Origin of the sequence: Dactylosporangium sp. NPDC000555 (genome assembly GCF_040300025.1) — a bacterium.
Classification (GTDB): Bacteria; Actinomycetota; Actinomycetes; order Mycobacteriales; family Micromonosporaceae; genus Dactylosporangium.
Genome location: NZ_JBEPDB010000076.1, coordinates 25,309 through 46,760 on the forward strand (window position 1 = coordinate 25,309; position 21,452 = coordinate 46,760).

22 protein-coding genes are annotated in these 21,452 nt (G+C 71.5%); 14 read left to right on the top strand and 8 right to left on the bottom strand.

Features of this window, described 5'->3' with window-relative positions; translation table 11 throughout:
• Positions 1-3 precede the first annotated feature (3 nt).
• From ABT297_RS33215 to ABT297_RS33250, 8 genes are all read left to right on the top strand, one after another.
• The gene (locus ABT297_RS33215) at positions 4-1,149 is read left to right on the top strand and encodes a CaiB/BaiF CoA transferase family protein (RefSeq protein WP_350556400.1); all 1,146 of its coding nucleotides are present in this window, start codon (positions 4-6) and stop codon (positions 1,147-1,149) included.
• Complete coding sequence (locus ABT297_RS33220) at positions 1,146-1,991, top strand: TIGR03619 family F420-dependent LLM class oxidoreductase (RefSeq protein ID WP_350556402.1); 846 nt, start codon at positions 1,146-1,148, stop codon at positions 1,989-1,991. Before ABT297_RS33215 ends, ABT297_RS33220 begins: the two co-directional genes overlap by 4 nt.
• 235 nt (positions 1,992-2,226) lie before the next feature.
• The gene (locus ABT297_RS33225) at positions 2,227-3,819 is read left to right on the top strand and encodes an ABC transporter substrate-binding protein (RefSeq protein ID WP_350556404.1); all 1,593 of its coding nucleotides are present in this window, start codon (positions 2,227-2,229) and stop codon (positions 3,817-3,819) included.
• Positions 3,820-3,894: 75 nt separating this feature from the next.
• Positions 3,895-4,683, top strand: a complete 789-nt coding sequence (locus ABT297_RS33230; protein WP_350556406.1) for an enoyl-CoA hydratase/isomerase family protein — start codon at positions 3,895-3,897, stop codon at positions 4,681-4,683.
• Positions 4,680-5,801 (top strand): acyl-CoA dehydrogenase family protein, encoded by a 1,122-nt coding sequence (locus ABT297_RS33235; RefSeq protein WP_350556408.1) that lies wholly within the window; start codon positions 4,680-4,682, stop codon positions 5,799-5,801. Before ABT297_RS33230 ends, ABT297_RS33235 begins: the two co-directional genes overlap by 4 nt.
• Positions 5,798-7,288: a class I adenylate-forming enzyme family protein gene (locus ABT297_RS33240; protein WP_350556409.1), complete on the top strand. Its 1,491-nt coding sequence runs from the start codon at positions 5,798-5,800 to the stop codon at positions 7,286-7,288. The genes ABT297_RS33235 and ABT297_RS33240 overlap by 4 nt, the downstream gene beginning before the upstream one ends.
• Positions 7,278-8,225 carry an acyl-CoA dehydrogenase family protein gene (locus tag ABT297_RS33245; RefSeq protein WP_350556410.1) on the top strand — a complete coding sequence of 316 codons (948 nt, stop codon included), beginning with the start codon at positions 7,278-7,280 and terminating at the stop codon, positions 8,223-8,225. The genes ABT297_RS33240 and ABT297_RS33245 overlap by 11 nt, the downstream gene beginning before the upstream one ends.
• A complete protein-coding gene (locus ABT297_RS33250; protein ID WP_350556412.1) occupies positions 8,222-9,307 on the top strand; it encodes an enoyl-CoA hydratase/isomerase family protein in 1,086 nt (361 codons plus the stop codon). The genes ABT297_RS33245 and ABT297_RS33250 overlap by 4 nt, the downstream gene beginning before the upstream one ends.
• 43 nt (positions 9,308-9,350) lie before the next feature.
• On the opposite strand, the gene ABT297_RS33255 is transcribed toward ABT297_RS33250, so the two are convergent.
• Together ABT297_RS33255 and ABT297_RS33260 are read right to left on the bottom strand one after the other, a co-directional pair.
• Complete coding sequence (locus tag ABT297_RS33255) at positions 9,351-10,367, bottom strand: LLM class F420-dependent oxidoreductase (RefSeq protein WP_350556414.1); 1,017 nt, start codon at positions 10,365-10,367, stop codon at positions 9,351-9,353.
• Entirely contained in the window at positions 10,364-11,152 is a 789-nt protein-coding gene (locus ABT297_RS33260) for a crotonase/enoyl-CoA hydratase family protein (protein ID WP_350556416.1), read from the bottom strand. The genes ABT297_RS33255 and ABT297_RS33260 overlap by 4 nt, the downstream gene beginning before the upstream one ends.
• 237 nt (positions 11,153-11,389) lie before the next feature.
• On the opposite strand from ABT297_RS33260, the gene ABT297_RS33265 reads away from it, so the two are divergent.
• Positions 11,390-12,217, top strand: coding sequence for an IclR family transcriptional regulator (locus ABT297_RS33265; protein ID WP_350556418.1), 828 nt, complete (start codon positions 11,390-11,392; stop codon positions 12,215-12,217).
• A gap of 41 nt (positions 12,218-12,258) precedes the next feature.
• Here ABT297_RS33265 and ABT297_RS33270 read toward each other — a convergent pair whose 3' ends face one another.
• Together ABT297_RS33270 and ABT297_RS33275 are read right to left on the bottom strand one after the other, a co-directional pair.
• Positions 12,259-13,026: an SDR family NAD(P)-dependent oxidoreductase gene (locus tag ABT297_RS33270; RefSeq protein ID WP_350556420.1), complete on the bottom strand. Its 768-nt coding sequence runs from the start codon at positions 13,024-13,026 to the stop codon at positions 12,259-12,261.
• A 70-nt stretch (positions 13,027-13,096) separates the two neighbouring features.
• Positions 13,097-14,245: a thiolase family protein gene (locus tag ABT297_RS33275; RefSeq protein ID WP_350556422.1), complete on the bottom strand. Its 1,149-nt coding sequence runs from the start codon at positions 14,243-14,245 to the stop codon at positions 13,097-13,099.
• A 723-nt stretch (positions 14,246-14,968) separates the two neighbouring features.
• Between ABT297_RS33275 and ABT297_RS33280 the strand changes: the two genes are divergently transcribed.
• A complete protein-coding gene (locus ABT297_RS33280) occupies positions 14,969-16,030 on the top strand; it encodes an LLM class flavin-dependent oxidoreductase (protein WP_350556424.1) in 1,062 nt (353 codons plus the stop codon).
• Between the two features lie 27 nt (positions 16,031-16,057).
• Here ABT297_RS33280 and ABT297_RS33285 read toward each other — a convergent pair whose 3' ends face one another.
• Positions 16,058-16,795 (bottom strand): phosphotransferase family protein, encoded by a 738-nt coding sequence (locus ABT297_RS33285; RefSeq protein ID WP_350556426.1) that lies wholly within the window; start codon positions 16,793-16,795, stop codon positions 16,058-16,060.
• Positions 16,796-16,889: 94 nt separating this feature from the next.
• Positions 16,890-17,582 carry a TetR/AcrR family transcriptional regulator gene (locus ABT297_RS33290; RefSeq protein ID WP_350556428.1) on the bottom strand — a complete coding sequence of 231 codons (693 nt, stop codon included), beginning with the start codon at positions 17,580-17,582 and terminating at the stop codon, positions 16,890-16,892.
• Positions 17,583-17,648: 66 nt separating this feature from the next.
• Between ABT297_RS33290 and ABT297_RS33295 the strand changes: the two genes are divergently transcribed.
• A complete protein-coding gene (locus ABT297_RS33295; protein ID WP_350556430.1) occupies positions 17,649-18,740 on the top strand; it encodes a glycoside hydrolase family 113 protein in 1,092 nt (363 codons plus the stop codon).
• Between the two features lie 9 nt (positions 18,741-18,749).
• Positions 18,750-19,184 (top strand): VOC family protein, encoded by a 435-nt coding sequence (locus tag ABT297_RS33300; RefSeq protein ID WP_350556432.1) that lies wholly within the window; start codon positions 18,750-18,752, stop codon positions 19,182-19,184.
• A 78-nt stretch (positions 19,185-19,262) separates the two neighbouring features.
• Here the strand turns inward: ABT297_RS33300 and ABT297_RS33305 are convergent, their stop codons facing one another.
• A complete protein-coding gene (locus tag ABT297_RS33305; protein ID WP_350556434.1) occupies positions 19,263-19,388 on the bottom strand; it encodes a hypothetical protein in 126 nt (41 codons plus the stop codon).
• Between the two features lie 51 nt (positions 19,389-19,439).
• Between ABT297_RS33305 and ABT297_RS33310 the strand changes: the two genes are divergently transcribed.
• Positions 19,440-19,901: a DUF3592 domain-containing protein gene (locus tag ABT297_RS33310; protein ID WP_350556436.1), complete on the top strand. Its 462-nt coding sequence runs from the start codon at positions 19,440-19,442 to the stop codon at positions 19,899-19,901.
• Positions 19,902-20,150: 249 nt separating this feature from the next.
• Here the strand turns inward: ABT297_RS33310 and ABT297_RS33315 are convergent, their stop codons facing one another.
• Positions 20,151-20,519: a DUF4259 domain-containing protein gene (locus ABT297_RS33315; RefSeq protein WP_350556438.1), complete on the bottom strand. Its 369-nt coding sequence runs from the start codon at positions 20,517-20,519 to the stop codon at positions 20,151-20,153.
• Between the two features lie 246 nt (positions 20,520-20,765).
• On the opposite strand from ABT297_RS33315, the gene ABT297_RS33320 reads away from it, so the two are divergent.
• On the top strand, positions 20,766-21,452 hold a 687-nt coding region (locus ABT297_RS33320; RefSeq protein ID WP_350556440.1), incomplete at its 3' end, for a hypothetical protein.

A 21,452-nucleotide genomic window follows, 5' to 3' on the forward strand; every position in this document is an offset into this window, starting at 1 on the left:
GGCATGATCGCTGGAGCGCTGAGCGGGGTACGCGTGGTGCACCTGGCCGCGGCCGGGCCTATCCCGCTGGCCACGATGCTGCTGGCCGACCTCGGCGCCGATGTCGTGCGCATCGACCGGGCCGCCGGCGACGGCACGGTCACCGGGCTGGCGAGCGCCGACGACCCGCGCACACGGGGGCAGCGCGGCATCGGCCTCGACGTGAAGCAGGAGGCCGGGCGCGACCTGCTGCTGCGGCTGCTCGAACGGGCCGACGTGTTCCTGGAGGGGATGCGCCCCGGGGTCGCCGAGCGGCTGGGCATCGGGCCGCAGGAGTGCCTGCGCCGCAATCCGAGGCTGGTGTACGGCCGGATGACCGGCTGGGGCCAGACCGGCCCGCTGGCCCATGCGGTCGGCCACGACCTCAACTACCTCTCGATCGCCGGGGCGCTGCACCCGATGGGTGCCAGGCAGACGCCGCCACCCGTGCCGCTCAACCTCGTCGCGGACTTCGGCGGCGGCGGGCTCTACCTCGCCGTCGGCGTGCTGGCCGCGCTGGTCGAGCGGGCCTCGTCCGGCCAGGGGCAGGTGGTCGACGCCGCGATGGTCGACGGCGTCGCCTCGATGACCGGCCTGTTCCACGCGATGCGGGAGCGGGGCATGTGGAACGCGACGCGTGAGGACAACCTCCTCGACGGCGGTGCCCCGTTCTACCGCACCTACGCCACCGGGGACGGCGGCTTCATGGCGGTCGGCGCGCTCGAGCCGCAGTTCTACGCCGCCCTGCTCGGCACCCTCGGCCTGGACCCGGCCGACTGGCCGCAGCACGACCGCTCCCGATGGCCGGCCCAGCGGGCCGCGCTCGCCGAGGTGTTCGCGGCCCGGACCCGGCAGGAGTGGACCGACCTGTTCAAGGGCGTCGACGCGTGCGTGACCCCGGTGCTGTCGCTGGCCGAGGCGGCGGAGCATCCCCACCTGCGCGAGCGGGCCACGTTCGTCGACGTCGACGGGCTCACCCAGCCCGCGCCCGCGCCGCGGCTGTCGCGGACCCCGGCGACCATCGCCGGCCCGCGGGTGGGGCCCCGGGCACACACCGCCGAGGTGCTCGCGGAACTGGGCCTGGACGCCGCCGACGTCGGCGCGCTGCGCGAGCAGGGGGTGGTCGGATGAGGTTCGGCCTGTTCATGGTACCGACCGCCCGGGCCCTGCCGCCGCAGGAGTTCGGCCGGCTGGCGGAGGAACTCGGCTACGAGTGCGTGCTCGTGCCGCAGCACACGCACGTCCCGGCGGCGCAGGACACCGCGTTCCCGCTCGGCGGCGACCTGCCCGACGAGTACCGCCACGTCTTCGACCCGCTCGTCACGCTCACCGCGATCGCGGCGGCGACCGCCACGCTGAAGGTCGGCACCGGCGTCTGCCTGGTGCTGCAGAACGACCTCGTCACCCTCGCCAAGGCCGTGGCGACGCTGGACCAGCTCAGCGGCGGCCGGGTGCTCTTCGGCGTCGGCGCGGGCTGGAACGCGGCCGAGATGCGCACCCACGGCGTCGACCCGGCGACCCGGATGCCGGCGATGGTCGAGGCGGTGCGGGCGCTGCAGGCGATCTGGGGCGAGGACGAGGCGTCGTACACCGGAAAGCACCTCACCCTCGCGCCGCTGCACTCCTGGCCCAAGCCCGTGCAGCGGCCGCACCCACCGGTGCTCGTGGGCGGCAACCACCGCAACATGCTGCGGCGGGTCGTGACGCTGGGCGCGGGCTGGATGCCCAACGCCGGCAAGTTCGACCCGGACCGGCTCGATCGCATGATCGGTGAGCTGTTCGAGCTGGCGGAGAGCTGTGGGCGGCCGCGACCCGGCGTCACGGTGTTCCGCGCGATACCCCGGCCCCAGACGATCGAGCGCTACGCCGCGGCCGGCGCGGAGCGGTGCGTGTTCGCGCTGCCCGACGCGAGCCCCGCGGACAACGCCGAGCGGATACGCGGATGGAGCGGCCTCGTGGAGCGGTTCGCGTAGGCCTGTTTCATGACCGGGGCGGGATCCCGGGTCCACAGTAGACAACTTGGCGTCACCCGTGCTGGCGGACCGTCGCGGCGGCCCGCTTCCGCGGCGCGCGCTCCCGCGTCACGGCCAGGAGCAGCGCCGAAGTCTGCCGTAATGACACCTTGACGGGGTCGGGGATCGCTCCTAGGTTGGCCTGAACAGTGTTCTGCTCTCCGAACGAAGTTCTTGCCTCCCAAGAGGAGATGCGATGTTCACACACCCCAAACTTCGCGGACGGCGTTGGGCCGCTCCCCGGCTGCTCGCGACCGTCGCCGCGACCTCGCTGCTCGCATCCGCATGCGGCACCGGAGCCACGACCAGTCCCGGCACGGCCTCGAGCGACGCGACGCCGAAACGCGGCGGCACGCTCACCGTCGGCACCTACGGCGAGATGTACGGCCTCGACCCGGTCAAGGCCGATCAGGGACTGCTGGGCGGCGCCCAGGCCCTCGCCGTCTACGACTCGCTCATGCGCCTCGACGACAAGGGCATCCCCCAGCCGTACCTCGCCCAGTCCATGACCGCCAGCAGTGACTTCAAGACCTGGACGATGAAGCTGCGTCCCGACGTCAAGTTCAGCGACGACACACCCCTTGACGCGGACGCGGTCGTCTTCAACACCAAGCGGCACCTCGACCCCGCCAACGCCTCCCGCGCCCGGGCCAACCTCAGCGAGATCGAGTCGGTCTCGGCGACGGACCCGCAGACGGTCACCTTCCAGCTCAAGGCTCCCTCCGCCTCCTTCGCCGCCGTCTTCGTCGACCAGCCCGGTTGGATCGCCTCGCCGGTCGCGGTGCAGAAGTGGGGCAAGGACTACAACGTCCACCCGGTCGGCGCCGGCCCGTTCGTCTTCGACAGCTGGGCGCCCGACTCCCAGCTCGTACTCAACCGCAACCCCGGCTACTGGCAGAAGGACCTGCCCTACCTCGACAAGCTGGTGTTCCGGCCCGTCCCCGACGGGGTCACCCGGCTGGCCAGCGTCAAGTCCGGTGACGTGCAGATCGGCCCGTCGATCGACGCGCCGGACTTCAAGCAGGCCAAGGCCGACACCAACCTCGACCAGAAGATGATCGTGAGCAACGGCGGTCAGGGCATCATCATCAACGTCAAGAAGGTCTCCGACCAGCGGGTCCGCCGCGCGATGATGCTCGCGATGGACAAGAGCGCGATCAACACGGTCGTCTTCGACGGCGGCATGCCGATCGCGCACGGTCCGTTCTCGCCCGACAAGACCTGGGCGATGCCCAACGACGGCGGCATCTGGCCCGACTTCAACCTCGCCGAGGCGCAGAAGCTGATGGACCAGGTGCGGGCCGACACCGGACAGGCCAGCTTCACCTACTCGCTGATGTGCTCCAACAACCCGGCCCGGGCGAAGCTGGCCCAGCTGATCCAGGACATGTACAAGAAGATCGGCATCACCATCAACATCCAGATGGTCGACGTGACCAAGGTGGTCAGCCTGCTCACATCGCACGACTTCGACCTCGGCTGCCACACGGTCAACGCCTTCGACGACCCGGTGCCGCTGCTGGCGCAGCAGTTCAAGACCGGCCAGCCGCGCAACTACAGCCAGTACCAGAACCCGAAGGTCGACGCGGCGTTCAAGGCGGCCGAGGCCACCGCGGACCACAACGAGCAGAAGAAGCAGTACCAGATCGTCAACCAGGAGCTGGGCACCGACCTGCCGTACCTGTTCTACGCCAACTCCTTGCAGGGCCTCATCTACCGCAAGAACGTCCACCTCGACAAGTACCACGGCGAGCTCAAGTTCTACTCGGCGGCGGCCTGGCTGTCCTGAGTGCAGTGACCCGGGCGCGGTGGTCGTGGCTCCAGCCGCGCCATCGCGCCCGTACCAGTGAGGCGGGAGAACTACGTGACGGAAGAAGTCGTGTACACCAAGGCCGACGGCGTGGCGACGATCCGGCTCAACCGGCCGGAGGCGGGCAACGCGCTCAGCCGCCGGATGCGGCCGGTCTTCGCCGGCATCTGGGCCGACGTGCGCGCCGACGACGACGTCCGGGCGGTGATCGTCACCGGCACCGGCGAGCGGCACTTCTGCACCGGCGCCGACGTCAAGGAGGTCGCCGAGTCCGGCACCACTTCCTCGATGGCGGAGAACGTGCGCACCGCCATCGTCTGGTCGCCGCTGCAGAACGACGTGTGGAAGCCGGTGATCTGCGCGGTCAACGGCCTGGTGGCCGGCGGCGGCCTCCACTTCGTCGCCGACGCCGACATCGTCGTCGCGGCCGAGTCCGCCGTCTTCATGGACACGCACGTGAGCGTCGGGCAGGTCGGCGCGGTCGAGAACATCGGCCTGGCACACCGGATGCCGCTCGGCGCCGTGCTGCGGATGACGCTGATGGGCCGCTCGTACCGGATGCCGGCGGCCCGCGCCCACGAGCTGGGCCTGGTCGACGAGGTCGTGCCGCCGGCCGAGCTGGACAGGACGGCCCGCGAGATCGCCCTCGCGATCGCCGCCAACTCGCCCGCGGCCGTGATGGCCTCCAAACAGGCGATCTGGGACTCGATCGGCGTGCCCCGACAGGAGGCGCTGGAGCACGGCTGGACGCTCGCGCGCGCCCACTGGAACCATCCGGACTTCACCGAGGGCGCCCGGGCGTTCGCCGAGAAGCGCCCGCCGCGCTGGACGGCCGGCCGATGAACTGGGACTTCACCGTGGAGCAGGAGCGCTTCCGGGCGGAGGTACGCGGCCTGCTGCGCGAGCGGCCGGAGCTGGTCGAGCCCAACCAGTTCTTCCACGGCCGGGGCGGCAACGTCCGCATCCTCTACCGGGCGCTCGGCGCGCGGGGCTGGCTGTCGCTGGCCTGGCCGGCCGAGCACGGGGGAGCCGCCCGCTCGCCCGCCTACGAGTACATCCTGTGGGACGAGCTCGCCTACGCCCGGGCCGCCCGGCCGGACATCGCGGTCGGCATGGTCGCCAAGACCATCATCAACCACGGCACGCCGGAGCAGCGGGCGCGATACCTGCCCGGCATCCGCGCCGGCGAGGTCGGCTTCGCGCTGGGCTACTCCGAGCCCGAGGCCGGCTCGGACCTGCGCGCCGTGCGCACTCGCGCGGTCCGCGACGCCGACGTCTACCGGGTCACCGGCGAGAAGCGCTGGACCTCCGACGCGCACCACTCCCGCTACCTGTGGCTGTTGTGCCGGGCGAGCGCCGGGGGCGTCGACGCCGGCCGCACACTGCTGATCCTCGACCTCACCGCGCCCGGCGTCACCATCCGCCCGATCCGCACGATCGACGGGCACCGGCTCAACGAGATCTTCCTGGACGAGGTCCGGGTGAGCGTCGAGGACCGGGTCGGCGCCGAGGGGGCGGCGTGGGACCTCATTCGCGACGCGCTCGCGCTGGAGCGGCACCTGATGCTGCTGCCTGGCCGGGTCCGGCGCGACTACGACGACCTCGTCGCCTGGGCCCGTCCGGCCGGGGTGCTGGACGACCCGGCGATGGTGCGGCGGCTGCGCGAGCTGGCGGTGGACGTGGCCGAGGCGGAGGTGGCGGCCCTGGTGGCTCTGGCGGCGGCCGAGGCCGGCGCCGACGCGACCGTGCCGGCGGCCGAGGCGAAGCTGCTGGGCAGCACGGCCAGCCAGCGCATCGCCCGGGCGGCGTTCGACGCCGGGCACCTGAGCGCCGCCGAGACCGGCGGCCAGTTGGAGTTGCTGTGGCGGGAGACGGTGATGGAGACGATTGCGGGTGGTACGTCGGAGGTCATTCGTTCGGTGATCGCCCGGGGCGCGCTGGGCCTGGCGGGCAACCGGTGAGCGCGCGGTACCTCGACGCGATCGCCGCGCACGCCCGCCACGCGCCGGACCGGCTCGCGGTGCGCGACGAGCGCGGCGACGTCAGCTACGGCGAGCTCTGGTCGGCCGTGGAGCGGATCGCGGGCGGGCTGCGGGAGCGCGGGGTGGCACCGGGCGACCGGGTCGCGACCACCCTGGCGCCCGGCGCCGCGCAGCTGGCACTCATCTTCGGGGCCATGGCCGCCGGCGCGGTCGCGGCCCCGCTCAACATCAAGCTGACCCCGCCCGAGGTGCGCCGCTACCTCGAACCCGTGGCGCCCCGGCTGATCGTCGCCGACGCCACCGGCGCCGGGCTCGGCGACGACCCGCTGGTGCTGCCCGATGGCGGCGCCGGCCCGCTGTCCGCGCTCGCGCCGCTGCTCGGCCCGCCCGGCCGTGGACTGTCCGAGGTCGACCCGGCCGCGCCGGCGATCCTCTTCGGCACCGGCGGCACGACCGGGCTGCCGAAGGCCGGCTGCTGGACGCACAGGTCGCTGTGGCTTTACGCCGCCGCGTGCGTGGCGGCGATGGAGGTCCGCCGCACCGACCTGGAGCTGTTCTTCTCGCCGTTCTTCCATATCGCGCTGGTGACCGGCCCGTTCGGCACCCTCTTCGTCGGCGGGGCATGCCATTTCCTGACCAGGTTCGACGAGACGGACGTGCTGCGGCACGTGACCGGCGGTACCGTGACGCGCTTCTTCGGCGCACCGACTGCCCTGCGCCGCCTGGTGGACCACCCCGCCTGCAAGCCGGCGGCCACCGGCGCGGTGCGGCGCATCCTCTACGGCTCCACGCGCAGCGAGCCCGACCTGCCGGCGCGGCTGCGCCTCGCGTTCCCGAACGCGGAGCTCATCACCGGCTACGGCGCGACCGAGTTCGGCGCCGTCGCCCGGCTGCGCTCCTGGGAGCTGGTCGACGGCACCGACCAGGGGGTCGGAGCGCCGGTGCCGGGCGTGGTACTGCGGATTGTCGACCCGGCCGGTGCCGAGGTGCCCCGCGGCGAGGTCGGCGAGATCGTGGTCCGGGCGCCGTGGCAGATCACCGGGTACTGGGGTCACCCCGAGCAGACCGCCGCCGCGCGCCATGCGGGCGGCATCCGCTCGGGCGACCTCGGCCTGCTCGACCCGGACGGCTTTCTGCACCTGCGCGGACGGTCGAAGGACCTGGTCATCACCGGCGGCGAGAACGTCTTCCCGGCCGAGGTCGAGGACGCGCTCTGCGCGCACCCGGCGATCGCCGCGGCGGCGGTCTTCGGCAGGCTCGATCCGGAGTGGGGCGAGCGGGTCGAGGCGGCCCTCGTCCCGGTGCCGGGCAGCGCGATCGACGTCGACGAGGTGCGCCGGTTCTGCCGCGAGCGACTGGCCGGATACAAGGTGCCCAAGGTCTTCCACGTCATGGACCAGCTGCCGCTGACCGCGACGATGAAGGTCGACCGGCGCCGGCTGCGGGAGGTGACCGGTGGTGCTTGACCCGTCGTACGGCCCCGACCAGCGCGCGTTCGCGGACGCGATCGCGGCGTTCGTCCGCGACCACCAGAAGTCCTGGCAGCCGGACCCGGGGGGCGGGGCCTCCGGCCCGGCGTTCCCGGCCGAGGCGTGGCGGGCCCTCGCCGAGCTCGGCGTGCTCGGGCTCGGCGCGCCGGACTCCGGCGCCGGCGCGGTCGACGTCGCCGCGGCGGCCGAGGCGCTGGGCCGCCACGGCGTGCCGGGGCCGCTCTGGCACACCATTCTGGCCACCGCGGTGCTCGACGACGCCGCGACGGCCGAGGCGGTCGCCGCCGGCCGGGCCGTGGTGGCGGCCGGCGCGCCCGAGCGGCTGCCGTGGGCGGCGGAGGCGGCGGTCCTGCTGGACCTGACCGGGCTGCGCGCGGGCGAGATCTGGCTGCTGGCCGACGTCCGGCCCGGCGCACCGGCGGTGATGCTCGGCCAGGAGCGGTGGGCGGGCGTGACCGCCCGGCGCGACCGGCGGCTGCCCGCCCCCGAGACGGCGGTGCTGCTGGCCGACCTCGCCCACGCGGGCTACCTGGTCGGGGTCGCCGAGCGGATCCTGACCGACGCCGCCGCCTACGCGCGCTCCCGGCGGCAGTTCGGCCGGCCGATCGGCGACTTTCAGGGCGTCGCGCTGCCGCTGGCCGACTGCGCGGCCCGGATCGCGGCGGCCGGCGCGCTCGTGCGGCGCGCCGCCGCTTCCGGGGACGGGCCGGCCGGGCAGGTGGCCCTCGCCTCCGCCGCGCGGGCCGCACGGGGCACGCTGTACCAGTGTCACCAGGCGTACGGCGCGATCGGCTTCACCGACGAGGGACCGCTCGCATGGCTGGGCGGCCGAGTCGGCCTCCTCGCGACCGAGGCGGAGGCGCCGTGGCGGCGGGCCACCGACACCGCGCTCATCGGGTTGGTGCGCCGGTGAGCGCGCCACCGCGGGTGCTGCGCATCGACCTTGCCGCCGTACCCTCGCCGGCCGCGCTGGCGGCGGAGGTCGCGCACGAGTGCGCGGGCGAGACCGCCCTCGCGGTACTCGACGGCACCGACGAGGACTGGCTGCGGCTCTCGGCGGCGGCGTCGTTCGCGGCGGCGATGGCGGGGCTGCCCGCGCTGACCGTGGGCCGGGCCCGGGGCGACACGCCGGGCCTTCCGGGCGCCGACGGCCCGCTCGGCCTCTGCGACCTGCGCGCCCGAGCCGGGCCCGGTGCACCGGATGACTGGACCGTCGCCGGCACCGGGACGGCGGTGACCGACCGGCTGGCGGCCTGGGAGGCGGCGTTCGTGGCCCCGCGGGCCGTGGCGGCGCTGACCGCGGCTCGGCTGGTCCGCCAGCCGCCCGCGTCGGCCGCGCACGGGCTGTTCCTCGAGTCCCTGGCGTACACCGCGCTGCAGTCCGGCGACGCGCACCGCGACTGGCTGGCCCGCCGGGACGTGCGGCCGGCCGGCGACGCGGACGAGCCGAGGATCGCCGTGCACCGCGAGGGCGACACGGTGACCGTCGAGCTGCGCCGCCCGGCCCGGCACAACGCGTTGGACGCTCGCATGCGCGACGCGCTGTGCGAGGTGCTCGGCGGCCTGCTGATCGACGACACCGCGCGGATCGTGCTCACCGGCGCCGGGTCGTCGTTCTGCTCCGGGGGTGACCTGGCGGAGTTCGGTACCGCCGCGAGCCCCCTGGCCGGCCACCTCACCCGGACCACGCGGTCGCTGGCCGGTCTGGTCGCGCTGCGGGGTCCGCGGCTCACCGTCGCCGTGCACGGCGCCTGCGTGGGCGCGGGCGTCGAGCTGGCATCGTTCGCCGCCCGTGTCGTCGCCACCCCCGACGCTCGGTTCTGGCTGCCCGAGGCGGGGTTCGGGCTGATACCCGGCTCCGGCGGCACGGTGTCGATGCCAGCCCGGATCGGCGCGCACCGGTTCGTGGAGCTGGTCCTGACCGGCGAGCGCTGGGACGCCGCCACCGCCCTCGCCCACGGCCTTGTCGACGAGGTGGCGGGCCCCGGATCCTGAGCCGTCAGGCAGGCGGATGACCGCGGACGCGCCGGCGCCGTGCTCACAGCGCCGCCAGCAGCCTCTCCGCGAGCGGGATGTCCGTGGTCTTGAGGGTCACCGCGTCGACCGCGCCCTGCCAGACCCGCAGCCGGTCGACCACCCGGTCGAGCGGGCCGACCAGGGCGAGCTCGTCGATCAGCGCGTCGGGGACGGCCGCGATCGCCTCCGCCCGGTGCCCGTCGAGGTAGAGATTCTGCACCGCCCGCGCTTCGGCCTCGTAGCCGATCCGGCCGGCGAGCGCGGTGTAGAAGTTGGTCTCCCGCGAGCCCATCCCGCCGAGGTACAGCGCGAACGCCGGGCGGACCGCGTCGCGGCAGGCCGCGAGGTCGTCGCCGGCCGCGATGTGCACGGTGGCGACCAGGTCGAGGGGGCCCAGCGCCGGGTCGCGAGCCGCGGTGCCCTCGGCCAGCGCGGCGGCGTACACCTCGGGCTTCTCGGGGGAGTAGAAGGCCGGCAGCCAGCCGTCGGCGATCTCGGCGGCGAGGCTGACCGCCTTCGGACCGTTGGACGCCAGGTAGATCGGGATCCGCGGGCGCACCGGGTGGACGGACGCCTTGATCGAGCGCTGGGCGCTGCCATCCGGCCGGCGGTAGGGGATCCGGTAATGGCGGCCTTCGTGGCGCAGGGGCGCCTCGCGGGCCACGGCCGCGTGGACAATCGAGACGTACTCCCGGGTGCGCGCCAGCGGCGCCGCGAACGGCACCCCGTGCCAGCCCTCGACCACCTGCGGGCCGGAGCTGCCCAGCCCGAGGACCAGGCGGCCGCCGGAGAGCTGGTCGAGGGTCAGGGCCGTCATCGCGGTGTTCGCCGGGGTGCGGGCCGGCATCTGCAGGACCGCGGTGCCGAGGCGCATCGTGTCGGTGAAGGCGGCGAGGTAGCCCAGCACGCTGACCGCGTCGGTGCCGTATGCCTCGGAGACCCAGACGGAGTCGACGCCCGCCCGCTCCGCCCGGCGCAGCAGCGCCGGAAGCTCACCCAGCGGCCGCGAGTGCCCGAGGCTCAGTCCGACCCGCATCATCGACCCGTCCACGTGGGTTCGCGACGCTCCCGGAAGGCGGCCGCGCCCTCCCGCGCGTCCGACGAGGCGAACACGGGGTCGAAATGATGGCGCTGACGCTCGAAGCCAGTGCCGACCGGCCAGTCCGCGGACTCGATGAGCACCCGCTTGGACGCCGCCACGGACAGCGGCGCGTTGCGCGCGATGAGCCCGGCCAGGTCGATCGCCGCGTCGATCGCGTGTCCATCCGCGACGACCCGGTTGATCAGGCCGAACCGTTCCGCGCGTGCGGCGCTGAGGGGTTCCCCGGTGAGCAGGACCTCCATCGCCACCGCATGAGGCAGTCGCCGCGGGAGCCGGAACGCACCGCCGCCCCGGGCGACCAGGCCCCGGCGCACCTCGGGCAGCCCGAAACGTGCGCTCTCGCCGGCGACCGTCAGGTCGCAGGCGAGGACGATCTCGAACCCGCCGCCGAGCGCCCAACCCTCCACCGCGGCGATGAGGGGTTTGCGCGGCGGAGATTCGACGATTCCGGCGAACCCGCGACCCGGCACCGAGGCGCGCTCGCCACGCGCGAACGCCTTGAGGTCCAAGCCGGCCGAGAAGTTTCCCCCCGCGCCCTGGATGACCGCGGCCGCCAAGGTCGGCGTCTCATCGAGTTCGGTAAGAGCGTCGGCGAGCCCGGCCGCGACGGACGCATTGATCGCGTTGCGTTGGCTGGCCCGGTTGATGGTGATGACCAAGGTCGACTCGCGGCGTGCGAGGAGAACATCCTGATCCGAACCGTGGTCCGCGGCGATGGGCACTCGTGCTCCCGTTGGTTCCACAAGTAGAACGATGTTCTGTCAGTTAACTCTGGCCCGATGTGTCCGTCAAGGATTGACAGGAGAGTCTCGCCGCCGCGGCCCACGGCTGCGGCGTCCGGGCCAGGCGGACGCGGCCGGACCGGCCGAGGGAGGCCGCGGACCGTGATGGCCGGATGCCCGCCCGGCTTCCGTCGCGGTTCCATATGCTGTGCCGGACTTCGATCGGAGGACCGACTCATGGCGAAGAGCACTGCGCCGGCGCATGGCGCGAACGATGACGGATACCGCGTTCCGGCGGTCGCGCGAGCCTTCGCCATCATCCGGATGCTGGCCGCGCGGGGCCCGCTCCCGCTGGCCGACATCGTCGAGGACAGCGGGCTGAACAAGAGCACGACGTTCTACACCCTGCGGACCCTGGTGAGCCTGGACGTCCTCGCCTACGACGAGGGCGCGCGGACCTACGCGCTCGGGCCGGCGCTCATGGAACTGGGCATGGCCGCGAGCGGACAGTTCAGCGATGTGGCGCTGGCCAAACGTCATCTGGCCGAGCTGCTCGAGGCGTTCAACGTGACCATCGTGCTCTACCGGCGGGTGAACGTCGGGGAGATCGTGATGGTCGACAAGATCGAACGGGCCCAACGGGTGCGCATCACCGTGCGGGCGGGCGCCCACCTGCCCATTCAGGGCGGCTCGTTCGGGCGCGTCTTCCTCGCCTATGACGATCCCAAGACGTTGAACGAGGCGCTCAAGGACGGGCTGCACAAGTTCACGCCCAAGAGCCTCACCCGGGTCGCCCAGTTCCGGCGGGAACTCGTCGCGGTCCGCGAGCGGGGCTGGGCGGTCGACCACGAGGGTTTCGCCCTCGGCGTCAGTACGGTCGCGGCGCCCATCTTCGGTCCCGATGGCAAGATCGCGTTGGTCGCCGCCGCGGTTGGCTTCACGAACCTGACGACCGACGACGTTGCGGCGAGTCTCGGAGCCGAACTGCGTCGCCTTTGCGACCGGATCGGGACCGTTGTCGGCGGCGAGAGTCCTACGCTGCCACCTCCAGCGGCCGGGCCGTGACCGGAAGACCGGCGTCGGGCCGGCCTTCCGGTCACCAGGGCTCAGCGGGGCGCCATCCGGATGGCGCCGTCGAGGCGGATGGTCTCCCCGTTGAGGTACGGGTTCTGCAGGATGGACACCGCCAGATGGGCGTAGTCATCGGGCGCGCCGAGCCGGCTCGGGTGCGGCACCATCGCCTCCAGGCCGTCGCGGATGTCCGGGCGCAGGCGGCCCAGCATCGGGGTGTCGAACACCCCGGGTGCGATGGTGTTGACCCGGATGAGCCGGTTGGCCAGATCGCGGGCCGCGACGATGGTCATCCCGTGCACGGCCGCCTTGGCCGCGGTGTAGGACGTCTGACCGATCTGGCCCTCGAACGCGGCCACGGACGCCGTCAGCACGATGGCCCCGCGCTCCCCGTCCCGCGGCTCGGTGCGTACCATCCGGGCAGCGGCGAGCCGCAACACGTTGTAGGTGCCGATGAGGTTGATCCGGACTACCTCCGCGAACGTCTCCAATGACCCGGGCTCGCCGTCACGGTTGACGATCCTGGTCCGGTCGCCACCGCGCCCGGCACAGTGCACCAGCCCGCGCAACGGTCCGTGCTCCGCCTCCGCCCGGTCGAAGACCGCCGTCATGGCCGTCTCGTCCGTGATGTCGGCCGGGACGTAGACCGTGGTCGGGTCGAGCCGAGCCACGTCGTCGGCCGCCGGTGGGTTGAGGTCTGCGATACAGACCCGCGCCCCCTCCTGCTCGAGCCGGCGTAACGTGGCCAGCCCCAGGCCCGAGGATCCCCCGGTGACCACGATGGAACTCTCCGATAGCTGCATGATGTCCTTTCTGACGCCACACCGCGGACGGCTGCCGGCGGGAGTTTCGCGGCAGCTGATCGTCACGCCTTTAGTCGCCGAGCCGTTCGAGAATGGTGGCGTTGGCCATGCCACCGGCCTCGCACATCGTCTGCAGCCCGTACCGCACGCCGGCGTCGCGCATATGGTGGACCAAGCGGGTCATGAGGATGGCGCCGGAACCGCCCAGGGGATGCCCGACCGCGATCGCGCCACCGAGCGGGTTCATCCGGGCATGCTCGGCGCCGGTCTCGATCTCCCATGCCAGCGGCACCGGTGCGAACGCCTCGTTGACCTCGAACGCGCCGATGTCGCCGATCGAGAGTCCGGACCGCTTGAGCAGTCGTTGGGTGGCCGGGATCGGCGCGGTCAGCATGGTCACCGGGTCGTCGCCCACAACGGTTCCGCTGTGGTAGCGGGCGAGAGGCCGCAGCCCCAACTCGCGGGCCCGTTCTCCCGTCATGATGAGCAGTGCGCCGGCGCCGTCGGAGATCTGCGAGGCGTTGCCGGCGTGGATGACGCCCGTCTCGGCGAAGGCTGGCTTGAGCGCGGCGAGCTTCTCCAGCGACGTGTCGCGACGGATCCCTTCGTCGCGGCGCACCACCTCGTCGCCCACGGTCACCGGCACGATCTGATCGTCGAACGCGCCCCGGTCGGTCGCGGCGATGGCGCGTTGATGCGACTCGAGGGCGAACTCGTCGAGCCTGCGCCGGCTGAGCCCCCAACGCTGGGCGATCGCCTCGGCACCTTCCCCCTGGCTGAAGGAGTCGCGTCGGTAGCGCGCCTTGACTTTGGGTCCGTAGGGCTCGCCCATGCTACGGGCCGTGCCGAGTGGGACCCGGCTCATGATCTCGACCCCGCCGGCGATCACGATGTCGTAGTGTCCGGCCACGACACCGGCGGCGGCGAAGTGTATGGCCTGCTGGCTCGATCCGCAGGCCCGGTCGATGGTGGTGCCGGGAATCATTTCCGGCCAACCGGCCGCGAGCACGGCGAGTCGCCCGACGTTGCTGGACTGTTCGGCGATCTGCGTGACACAGCCCCAGATGACGTCCTCGATCAGCTCGGGCTCGAGGCCGTTGCGGGACAGCAACGCTTTCAACACGTGCGCCGAGAGGTCGACGGGGTGGACGTCCTTGAGCATGCCGCCGCGCCGGCCGATGGGCGTGCGTACCGCATCGACGATCACTGCATCCCGCACTGGGTCTCCTCGGGATCTAGAAGTTCTGTATGCAGTCTGAGATTCTTAAGGTAGAACATGCGCCGGGGCATGGGAATGGTCATGCCGGCACTTGTTGAAGACGACAGGCGTGGTGACCGCTTCGCCGAGCGTCACCGGCCGGTCGCCCAGCCGCGTTGACTGCGGGGAACCGCTCGACAGCCTGTGAGCGCCGTCCGGGCCGGACACGCGGTCCTGGCGGGCAGTGATCTGCACCATAGGCGTTCCCAGCCGGAACGCTGCGACAGGAGGGGCGGCCGCTGTGACGGCCGGCGAGTGTGCCGGCGGGTCGGTGACCGACCGCTGGGCCCGCACGACCAGTCCGACCTCGTCGATGCCGAACCCGTCGCCCTGCGCTACCGGCTGCTGCACCTGTCCGCGTGGCGACACGCGCCAGCCCGTACCCCTACTCCAGGCAAAAGGGTCAATCCGGACCGCAGATTGATACCCCTCAGCCGACGGTTGACCTGTCATGCCGATCCGGCCAGCAGGTAGACAGTATACGGAATACTTTTTCGTGACAAGGATCTCACGACGTCAACTCGGAGCACTGCGGCAGCTAAGTTCAGGGAATCTGCGGACATCACTAGCCACGATGGACGGCCACGACTCGCCGCGAGGCGCTCGATCCAGCGCGTCCGGCGCGGCTTCGCCCACAGTCGATCCGCAGTCGACCTGTTGTAAGCAGATCACAAGGGGGCTGCCGTGATAGCTTCGGACGTTGCTGACGGCCGGTTCGGAATCGGGGTCCAGCTCAACTCGACCGGTGCCGGCGAACTACGCCGACAGGGCGCCGCAGCCGAAGAGGCGGGTTTCACCTTCGTCTCCGTCGGCGACAACCCCGAGCACATGCGCGACACCTTCGTCTCGCTGGCGGAGCTCGCCCACGCCACCGCCCACTGCTCGATCGGCACCACCATCACCACGCCCCACCATCGCGATCCGCTCGTCGTGGCCAGCGCGTTCTCCTCCGTGGCCGAGCTTGCCCCGGGGCGGGTCTTCGTCGGCATCGGGACGGGGCGTGCCCGGCGCCCCGCGCGCATCAGTGAGTTGCGCGAGCACGTGCAGGCTCTGCGCGCGCTGTGGTCACGCGAGGAGGTTCTCCACCGGGGCGAGCCGTTGCGACTGTCCTGGGATGCGGCGCCGGTCCCGATCGTCGTCTGCGGGTCTGGGCCACGAGCGTTGGAGACGGCGGGGGAGTACGCCGACGGCGTCATCATTGAGACAGGACTCAGTGAGGAGCTCGTCGCTCGGGCGCGTGAGTGGGTCGCGGCTGGCGCGCGAAGGTCGGGACGCCGTCTCGAGGACCTGCAGCTGTGGTGGTACGCGCGCACCAGCATCGGCACGACCGCGGCGGAGGCCCACGCCGAGAGCGACGTCTCGATGGCCGCCGCCGGCGCGAACCTGGCACGACACGACCCGGGCCTGACCGACGTACCCGAGCGTTACCGCGCCGGTCTGCGAGAGCTGGGCGAGCGATACGACATGTCGGCGCATCTCCGCACGGACGCCGACAACCCGAACCGCGGCCTGGTCGGCGACGAGCTGCGCGAGTATCTGGCCGACCGCATCGGTGTCGTCGGCGCACCCTCTGACTGGCTCGACAGGATCGCTCAGCTGCGCGACAGGGGCGTCGACAACATCCTGTGCATCGGCGCGAGCGGCGACAAGAACAAGCTCATCCGGCTCGTTGGGGAACACGTGATACCGCACCTCGGTGGTCCTCGCGGTCCCATCGGCTTCGCCGCGGATCACGCGGCGCGCTGAGACCGTGGCCGTCGGGCTCGTGCGGCCCTACAGCCGGGACCTCAGCACGTCGACCTCGCAGCCTGGCGAGGACGGGTCGAAGCCGTGCTCGAACAGCCAGCGGACCGCCAGCAGGCTTCGCAGCGACCACCACGCGCGGATCACGTCGAGGTCGACGTCGGTGCCGTAGCCGGCGACGACGTCGGCAAGGTGCTGTTCGTGTCCGAGCGTCAAGGTGGCGAGGTCGTACAGCGCATCGCCCTGGCTCGCCTCGGACCAGTCGATCACGCCGGTGATCTCGTCACCGTCGACGAAGACGTGGGTGATCTGCAGGTCGCCGTGTGTGAACACCGGTGCCCACGGCCGGAGCGCAGCCTCGGCAATCCGGCGGTTGCGCGTGACCAGGCCGGTGGGAAGGACGCCGTTCGCGACGAGCCACTCGCATTCGCCGTCGAGCTGCGATGCGATTTCGTCGAGGCTCCGACCGGGCCATGGCGGCAGCGGCCCGTCGTGCAGCATCCGGGCGGCGGCACCCGCCGCGGCCCACGCCGCCGGCGACGCGGTCGATGGCTCGCCGAGGCGGCCGAGTGCTGTGCCTGGGAGAGCGGCGAGCGCGAGCACGGGCGGCTTGCGCCACAAGACCTCGGGAGTCGGGATCGGCGCCATGGCCATCGCCTCGACCTCGACATCGGTGCGTGTCTGATCAGTGTCGATCTTCAGGAATACGTCGCCGACGCGCAGGGTCGCGCGCTCGTGATGGGCGACGACGACCTCGACCTCGTCCATGTCGGCCATTCTCGCGGGGATGACCTCCAACGTCGCCGGGATTATCGCGTGCTCAGATGGGCCGGAGCGGGCCGCCGCGTTCATCGAGGCGGTGTCAGTGACGTGAGCGGTTCGCGGCGGTGTCGAGTGCCGGTGCGAGTGGCATCAGCGCGGACCGTGTGAGGTCCGGCAGGGAGCCCGAGGTCACCACGAAGCCGGGTAGCGATGCGGCCTTGCTCGTCGACTTCAGCCATTGCCGAATCGCGACCTTGGTGGCGGCGCTGACGCTGGCGGCCAGCGTCTCAACGGTCAGTTGGTCCATGCCTGGGCAGCGTTCGGCGATGGCTTCGGTGAGCGGGCCCTCGATCGCGGTGACGGTGTCGATGTAGCAGGCGCGCAGGGCGGGACTGGTCGTGATCATCAGCAGTGCGTGACGCGCGTGGTCGCCCGGGTCGGTGTACTGCCCGATGACGGCGTCGATGACCGCGTCGGCGAGGCTGACATCGGCGGGGCGGGTGGTCACGGCTGCCGCGACTCGTGACGCACGTTCTGCTGTGACCGCCGCGATGATCGCCTCCTCACGGCTTGAGAAGTAGTTGTTGTACGTCCTCGGCGACACGCCGGCGGCCTCGGCGATGTCGTCGACGCGGACGTTTTCCGGCCCGCGCTCCAGCGCGAGGCGCAGCGCCGCCGCCCGAAGTGCCTCTCTGGTGGCCTGCTTCTTTCGTTCGCGCAGGGTGGGCCGGTCTGTTGTCACGCCCTCACCATCGCACAGTACTTGCGTACGCGCAAACTTGCGTGCACGCAAAAATTTGGTAGCGTCGCCTCGAACCCGCCCCCTGACAGCACCCGACCCCGGGAAGGACCGACACACATGCGAGCCAAGGGCATGACCTACGACACCGGCTTCGTCGTTGATGGCCGCAATTCGATGGAGCGCTTCGACCCCGACCTGGTCCGGCGAGAGCTGACCATCATCCGCGACGATCTGCACTGCAACGCCGTCCAGATCGTCGGCGGCGACCCGCAGCGCCTGGAGGTCGCCGCCCGTGTTGCCGCCGAGCTCGGACTGGAGGTCTGGTTCTCGCCGTACCCGCTGGACCTGCAGACCGACCAGATCCTCGCGCTGCTCCTCGACTCCGCCCAGCGGGCCGAGCGACTCCGCACGACGGGAGCCGAGGTCGTGTTCGTCGCCGGCGTCGAGCTGAGCATCATGAATCGGGGGTTCTTCGACGGCGACCGTATCGACGAACGCCTCAGCCGCCTGCTGGCCACCCCGGACGGCCGGGCCGAACGCATCGTCGAAGTCCGCTCCCGCCTCGACCGCTTCCTCCGCACCGCCGTGCCAGCGATCCGCGAACACTTCCACGGCAAGGTCACCTACGCGGCCATACCGTTCGAGGGCGTTGACTGGGACCTGTTCGACTTCGTGACCCTCGAACTCATCCGATCCGCGGAAGTCGCCGACCGATTCCGAGACGGCGTACGCACCCTCGTCGCACAACCCAAACCCGTCGCCATCACCGGCTTCGGCACCGCAACCTGGCGCGGTGCGAGCGACGTCGCACCACGCAGCATGGAAATCCTCGAATACGACGAAACCACCGGCATCCCAGTACGGCTGAATGGGCAGTACCAACGCGACGAGACCGGCCAGGCGACATACCTCGGCGAACTGCTCGACATCTTCGACAGCGAGGGCGTCGACAGCGCCTTCGTACACCTCTTCGCGCTCCACAACCTGCCCCACCGCCCCGACGGCGATCCCCGCGACGACCTCGACCTCGCCAGCCTCGGAATCGTCAAGGTCCTCGACGGCCGCAACGGCGACACCTACCCCGACATGCCCTGGAACCCAAAACCGCCTTCGCCACGATCGCCGAACGCTACTCCAGCTGACCCACGCCGGCGAGACCGTAGCGAACTCAGAGAAATATCTGTGGAGATGACGGGGACCCTTCTTTAAGGTGGCCCAATGGCAGCGATCAAGCAGTTCCAGATCACCTTCGACTGCGCGGAACCTGAGCGCGTCGCTCGTTTCTGGTGCGAGGTGCTGGGGTACGTCGTGCCGTCGCCACCTCGGGGGTTCGCCAGCTGGGACGATTTCCAGCGCGCGTTGCCACCGGAGCGGCAGGGTTCGGCGTTCGCCTGCGTTGATCCCTCGGGGGTGGGTCCGCGACTGTTCTTTCAGCGAGTTCCCGAGGGCAAGGTCGTGAAAAATCGGCTGCACCTTGACGTGCGGGTCGGCACCGGGCTCGTCGGTGAGGAACGCTTGGCTGCCCTCGAGGCCGAGTGCGCTCGTCTGGTCCCGCTCGGTGCGGTACGCGTGCGTCTGCTGCGCGCCGACGGCGTCAACGAGTCGTGCCTTGTGATGCAGGACATCGAGGGAAACGAGTTCTGTCTCGACTGAGCGGCCACCGCGAACGGGGCGGCGGCGTCGCTGGCCAGACAACGCCGGATCCTCGGCTGCGGGCTCCTGGCCTGACCTTCATTCCGTGGCCATGCCCTCATCCTGGCGGCGCTCGGCAAGCCGCTTCAGATTCAGCAACTGTCGTCGAGCCATGACCAAGTCGCCGACGGACAGCCCGAGGGCGGCCCAGCGGGTCGTCTGCATGACGACCTTGAGGAGCAGTCGCGTCGTGTGGTCGAACGATATGCTGCGCTGATGGCGATCGGATTGGCGCCGGTTCCGGCAGCCCTCGGATGGGCGCTGGTGGTCGTGGCCGTGGGCGCCGGCGTGGCTGTGGGCCTCGGGGCGTACCGGCGAAATCGGCGCATCCTGCGACGCGGCGCGCGGCTGAGCGCCGAAATCGTCGCGGCCGAGATCGTCCCGCTCGGTCGCCCGTACGTGTCGCGGCTGCGCAAGGTGCGGCTGCAGCTGCGCTTCGAGGGCGTCGAGGAGCATGTGCTGGAGTTCCTCGGGTACCGCCTGCGCTCCGACGACGCCGCGGCGCTCACGCCGGGCGCGACAGTGCAGGTCTGGGTGCTGCCGGAGGACCTGTCCGAGGTTCGCGTCGCCCGGCCTGGCGACGTGGACCGGATCCTGCCGTTCCAGGCCGCCCCGGAGGTGTCCGGCGAGTACCCCGACGGCGCCATCGACGGCATCGGCAGTCTGCTGGACCGGTAGGGCTGAACGAGTGGCGCTTCCGGTCAGGTCCACACGGCATTGACGCCCGGAACTCGGCTGGCACCTTGCTCGGCTCGCCTGGGAGACGACGGCGCTCGGGTCGCGCACCTGCAACCTGGACTCGGTCTCCTGATAGCTTCGATCGCGCCCGCCTCGGCCTCGGGAATCTCGGGAGGCCACACCGGATTTGCCGCCGATCGAGTGTTGCTGATCGCTGGCGACCGTCACCGTCCGTCCAGATTCCTCGGGCTATTTGGCGCGAATCGCCTCGGCAAGCTGGTCGAACGTGCGCTCCAGCACCGCTCGCCGCTGCGTCTTGTGCTCCGGGGTCGGCTCCAGCCCGTCGATGCTCGCGTCCCACACGGCCAGGTAGGTCGCCCTCCACGACTCGACCGTCTCCACCTCGGGCAGCACGACGCCGACCCAGGCCTGGCTCGCCAGGACGTACAGGATCTCGAGGTTGCAGGGGACGGCGACGCCCCAGTACTCGTCCGGCTCCAGCTCGACCGGATCGCCGGCCATCGCGTCCTCGACCTCACGCACCAGCCGCGCGGTCAGGATCGACAGATGGTCCGCAGCCGTGTCGCTGTCGAAGTTGCCACTCTCCCAGGTACCCACGTTCATACGCTAACGGCCCAGGCAACAGCAGGGACCAGGTGGTCATCGCTGGCCACGCGTTCACGCAGAACCTCCGCCGCGACCACTACGAAACGCTCCGTCGACGCCCCGCCCGCACCGCGGGTCGCCGCTGCGTGTGTCCCTGGCCATGGCTCTGGTCCTGCCAGGCCCGCGGTGCCAAGAACCGGCAATGTACGGGGTGGCGGGGCTCGCGGCATCCTGTCTCGGCTGCTAGGTTTTCCGATCATGCGTTCTCGTCGCCCGGTCGCCACCATCGTCGGCGGAGTACTGCTGATTGTCTCGCTGCTGGTGTGCGGCATCGGCGCCGGCGTGTTGCTCGGGCCGGTCTCGCGGACCGAGCAGGACGTCAAGCTGGCCTCCAGGATCGGCGGCAAGGGCTTCACGACGTTCGACATGTACGAGGGCGACGAGTACTGGATTTACCAGCCGATCGAGCAGACGTGGCCCGACACCGTGCCGTGCAACGTCGCCAACTCCCCTGAGGATTCCTGGGTGGTGCGCCACTCCGAGCGCCCCGCGGCCGCGCCGGAGCGGATCACGCACTTCGACACCCGGGCCGGCAAGGAGGGCGTGGCCGACTACGACTTCAGCTACTACGGCACCCTGCGCGGCGACCGCACGAAGGCGCTCCTGTCGATGGAATGCTCGCCAATCGACTTCCTGCTCGTGCCCAGCCGCACCCCGCAGCGCTACCTGCTGGCCGTTGGGATCGTAGGCGCCCTGACCGCGATCGCCGGCGTTGTCGTGCTGGTGACCGGCCTGATCCTTCGCCGGAGGCGCGCCGGCGCACCGCCGACCCAGCCCGTGCCGCCCGCGTCCGTGCCGTCCGTGCCGCCCGTGCCCGTGCCGTCCGTGCCGCCCGTGCCCGTGCCGTCCGTGCCGCCCGTGCCCGTGCCGTCCGTGCCGCCCGTG